We start from the raw sequence: 4,104 nt of genomic DNA on the forward strand, positions 1-4,104 counted from the left end.
CGCGGAGCCCCGGTCTACCCCCTGCGGTCGACCGGGGCTCCTCCGGTCGGCGGACCGACCGGCGGCGCGGCCTCAGTGGCCGACGTCGATCACCACGCGGGTCGGTGAGTCGAGCAGGAACACGCGGTGCCACGAGTCGCGCCGCGAGCCGAGCCCGACGGTGAGGTTGGCCTCGAAGTCACCCGTGACGGCGACCGCCTGGACGTTGGTCAGCGCGGGCGTGTCGAACTGGTCCGGACCGGGGTAGGTCCGGTTGCCGAGGTCGTCGTGCGCGGCGGCCGGCGCGAGCCGCACCTCCAGGAAGTACGCGCCGGGCAGCGGCACGGGCAGGCCGGAGCCGTCGTAGTGCAGCTGGGCGACGGACCGGACGAAGAACTCCGGTCGCGGGCCGGCCAGGTCGAGCACGACGCGGTCGAAGTCGGCGTGCCTCCCGGTGCGGATGCCGGTCAGCACCGGGATCTGGCTCTGCGCCGACGCGGCGGACGCGGCGGATGCGGCCGGGATCGCGACGGCGACCGCGGTCAGGGTGAGGACGAGCAGTGCGAGTCTTCTGAGGCGGCTGGTCATGACGGCCCTCCAAGGGCTCCTCCGGCTCCGTGCCGGTTCACCCTGATAGACGTGTCGCACGTCACACGGTTGCCCGCGGGTCGGCCAGGAAGTCCTCCAGCACGACCGGCGTGAGGCCGTCGAGCTTGCAGCGGGCCAGGAACGCGAGGAAGTCCTCCACGAACGTCTGCCGGAAGTGCATGAGCACGATGTCGCCCGGGTTGAGCTTCCCGCCCGCCTGGAACTGCACGACGCCGTCGTTGACCGCCGCCGTCCACATGATCAGCGCGCTGAACCCGCAGTCGGCCGCGGCCCGGCGGGTGGTGCGGTCGAAGTTGCCGAACGGCGGCCGGAACAGCGTGGGCTTGGCGCCCAGCTGCGCCCGGAGCAGGTCGGCGTTGCCGCAGATCTCCTGGCGCTGGAAGTCGTAGGAGGTGCCTTCGAGGTCCGGGTGGTTCGCCGTGTGCGCCTGGACCGTGGCGACGCCCTGGAAGGTCTCGAAGTAGTCGGCGTGCCCGTCGACGTGCTTGGAGTTGAGGAACAGCGTGGGCCGCACGCCGCTCTTGCGCATCAGTTCCAGCGCCGCGGGGTGGCGGACCGCGCCGTCGTCGATGGTGATGAACACGTACGGCCGGTCGGTCTCGATCCGGCGGACCACCGGCACCAGGCCGTCGGTGGTCGGCGGCACGTGCTGCTGGGGCGTGCCGTACGCGTACGGCTGCTGGAAGACGGGGATCGTGGTGCCACCGGGGCCGGGCACGGCCGTGGGCGGCGTGGTGGTGGTCGTCGTCGTGGTCGTGGTGGTCGTCGACGCGGTCGTCGACGTCGACTGCCGCTGGGCCTCCGGCTGCGGCGCGCACGCCACCACGATGACGGCGGCCAGCACAGCCACCACTCCCCTGCGTCTCATCCAGCTTCCCCCTAGAACAGACGTCACCCGTCCGGGTGGCGCTCACACGTGGGAGACGCCGCGAGGATCATTCAGGTTGCTTGCCACCTCCACTGCGCCTCCCCCGGCTCGCGGATAGGGTCGTGCGGGTCCCGCAAGATCACGTGTGGAGGACCCCATGAGCCTGGAACGCCCGGTCGCGCCCGACCCGTACGCGCTGCTGCCGCAAGTCGCCTCGTTCACCGTCAGCTCGACCGACGTGTCCGACGGGCAGGCGCTGTCGGAGGCACACGTGTTCGAGGGCGGGAACACCTCGCCGCAGCTGAGCTGGACCGGTTTCCCGGAGGAGACCAAGAGCTTCGTGGTCACCTGCTTCGACCCGGACGCGCCGACGCCGTCGGGCTTCTGGCACTGGGTCGTGGTGAACCTCCCGGTGTCGGTGACGTCGCTGGACACCGGCGCGGGCGCCTCGGACGACACCCTGCCCGAGGGCGCGTTCCACGTGCGCAGCGACTTCGGCACGCGCGCGTTCGGCGGCGCCGCCCCGCCGCCCGGCGACCAGGTGCACCGGTACTGCTTCGTGGTGCACGCGGTGGACGTGGAGCGGCTCGACGTGGACGGCGACGCCTCGCCCGCCGTGGTCGCCTTCAACCTGGCCTTCCACACCCTCGCCCGCGCGATCCTCGTGCCGACCTACGCCCACTGATGGCGGGAACAAGCGCCTCGCGTCGCGGGTTGCAGCACGACGTGAGGCACTTCGACCTGGTCATCATCGGCACCGGTTCCGGCAACTCCATCGCGGACGAGCGGTTCGCCGGTTGGGACATCGCGATCGTCGAGAAGGGGACCTTCGGCGGCACGTGCCTGAACGTCGGGTGCATCCCCACGAAGATGTTCGTGCACACCGCCGACGTCGCCGCCGCGCCCGCCTCGGGCGCGCGCCTGGGCGTGGACGCGCACCTGGACGGCGTGCGGTGGACCGACGTGCGGGACCGCATCTTCGGCCGCATCGACCCCATCTCCGAGGGGGGCCGCCGCTGGCGGGCCGAGGAGAACGCGAACGTCACCGTGTACACCGGCACGGCCCGGTTCACCGGTCCCAGGACGCTCGACACGGGCACCGGCGAGGTGATCACCGCGGACCGGTTCGTGATCGCCGCGGGCAGCCGCCCGGTCGTGCCGGACGTGGCGGACCTGGACTCGGTCGGCTACCACACCAGCGACACGATCATGCGGCTCGACGCCCTGCCCGCCCGGATGACCATCCTGGGCAGCGGTTTCGTGGCGGCCGAGTTCGCGCACGTGTTCTCGTCGTTCGGGGTGGCGGTGACCGTGGTCGGGCGGTCGGACCTGCTCCTGCGGCACGAGGACCGCGAGGTCGCCTCCCGGTTCACCGCGCTGGCCGCGGAGAAGTGGGACGTGCGGCTCAAGCGCAAGGCCGTGCGGGCCGAGCGGGTCGACGGCGTGGTGCGGCTGCACCTGGAGGGCCCGGACGGCGCGGAGGTCGTGGAGTCCGAGGAGCTGCTGGTCGCGGTCGGCCGCACGCCGAACTCGGACCTGCTCGACCTCGCCACCACCGGCGTGGACCTGCACCCCGACGGCCGCGTGGTCGTCGACGAGCACCAGCGCACGTCCGCAGAGGGCATCTACGCGCTGGGCGACATCAGCTCGGAGTACCAGCTCAAGCACGTGGCCAACCACGAGGCGCGGGTCGTGCAGCACAACCTGCTCCACCCGGACGCCCCGATCGCCTCGGACCACCGGTTCGTGCCGGCGGCGGTCTTCTCGTCGCCGCAGATCGCGTCGGTCGGGCTGACCGAGGAGCAGGCCGTCGAGCGCGGTGTGCGGTACGTGGCCGCGTCGCAGGCCTACGCGTCGATCGCGTACGGCTGGGCGATGGAGGACACGACCGGGTTCGCGAAGGTGCTGGCCGACCCGGCGACCGGCCGGATCCTGGGCGCGCACGTGATCGGGCCGCAGTCCTCGACGGTGATCCAGCCGGTGATCCAGGCGATGAGCTTCGGCCTGGACGCGGGGACGATGGCGCGCGGCCAGTACTGGATCCACCCGGCCATGCCCGAGGTGATCGAGAACGCGCTGCTCAACCTGCCCCTGGAGCACTGAGCGCGACCCGCGGCGCAGTCAACGGGAGACCCGGCCAACCCCTCGTGCGGCCGGGTCTCCCGTTCGTGTCCGTCATCGACACATCGCGCCCGGAAGTCGAGGCGTTATCAACTACACCGTGCGGGGACGGCCGGCGACCCAGCCGAGCGCGGTCAGCAGCACCAGCAGCGCCACCAGGACCAGCATCGAGACGGTCCACGTGCCGGTCACGCCGCGCAGCACGCCGAACGTGAACGGCCCGCCGGCCGAGATCAGGTAGCCGATGCTCTGCGCCATCGCCGACAGCTTGGCGGTGTCCGCGCCGGACGACGTGCGCAGCGAGATCATCACCAGCGCGAGCGGGAACATGCCCATGCCGACGCCGATCAGCACTACCCACAGGCCGGGCGCGGCGGCGGGCGCGAGGGCCAGGCCCAGCACGCCGAGCACCGACAGCACGCCCAGCAGCAGGACCAGGCCGGACTGGCCGGGACGCCGCGCGGCCAGCGGCGGCACGATCAGGCTGACCGGCACGCCGAGCACCATCGTGATCGCGAGCAGCAGGC

4 protein-coding genes and 1 pseudogene are annotated in these 4,104 nt (G+C 72.0%); 2 read left to right on the forward strand and 3 right to left on the reverse strand.

The genetic code is table 11. The annotated features are described in order from the left end of the window. Positions 1-72 precede the first annotated feature (72 nt). Both AB0G02_RS30505 and AB0G02_RS30510 read right to left on the reverse strand, forming a co-directional pair. Positions 73-567, reverse strand: coding sequence for a hypothetical protein (locus tag AB0G02_RS30505; protein WP_360800797.1), 495 nt, complete (start codon positions 565-567; stop codon positions 73-75). 61 nt (positions 568-628) lie between these two features. Beyond that, on the reverse strand, positions 629-1,456 hold the full coding sequence (locus tag AB0G02_RS30510) for a polysaccharide deacetylase family protein (protein WP_360800800.1): 828 nt from the start codon (positions 1,454-1,456) through the stop codon (positions 629-631). Positions 1,457-1,613: 157 nt separating this feature from the next. Between AB0G02_RS30510 and AB0G02_RS30515 the strand changes: the two genes are divergently transcribed. Together AB0G02_RS30515 and AB0G02_RS30520 are read left to right on the forward strand one after the other, a co-directional pair. Then, entirely contained in the window at positions 1,614-2,141 is a 528-nt protein-coding gene (locus tag AB0G02_RS30515; RefSeq protein ID WP_360800803.1) for a YbhB/YbcL family Raf kinase inhibitor-like protein, read from the forward strand. Positions 2,142-2,182: 41 nt separating this feature from the next. Then, positions 2,183-3,559, forward strand: coding sequence for a mycothione reductase (locus tag AB0G02_RS30520; RefSeq protein WP_360800806.1), 1,377 nt, complete (start codon positions 2,183-2,185; stop codon positions 3,557-3,559). A 111-nt stretch (positions 3,560-3,670) separates the two neighbouring features. Here AB0G02_RS30520 and AB0G02_RS30525 read toward each other — a convergent pair. Then, a pseudogene (locus AB0G02_RS30525) lies at positions 3,671-4,104 on the reverse strand (MFS transporter); the annotation flags it as partial.

It is taken from the genome of Actinosynnema sp. NPDC023658 (genome assembly GCF_040639995.1).
Taxonomy (GTDB): Bacteria; Actinomycetota; Actinomycetes; order Mycobacteriales; family Pseudonocardiaceae; genus Actinosynnema.

What these genes read in the sequence shown, in the direction of transcription:
- AB0G02_RS30505 (WP_360800797.1), bottom strand. Translation starts at nt 567, where the DNA reads ATGACCAGCCGCCTCAGAAGACTCGCACTGCTCGTCCTCACCCTGACC.
- AB0G02_RS30510 (WP_360800800.1), bottom strand. Translation starts at nt 1,456, where the DNA reads ATGAGACGCAGGGGAGTGGTGGCTGTGCTGGCCGCCGTCATCGTGGTG.
- AB0G02_RS30515 (WP_360800803.1), top strand. Translation starts at nt 1,614, where the DNA reads ATGAGCCTGGAACGCCCGGTCGCGCCCGACCCGTACGCGCTGCTGCCG.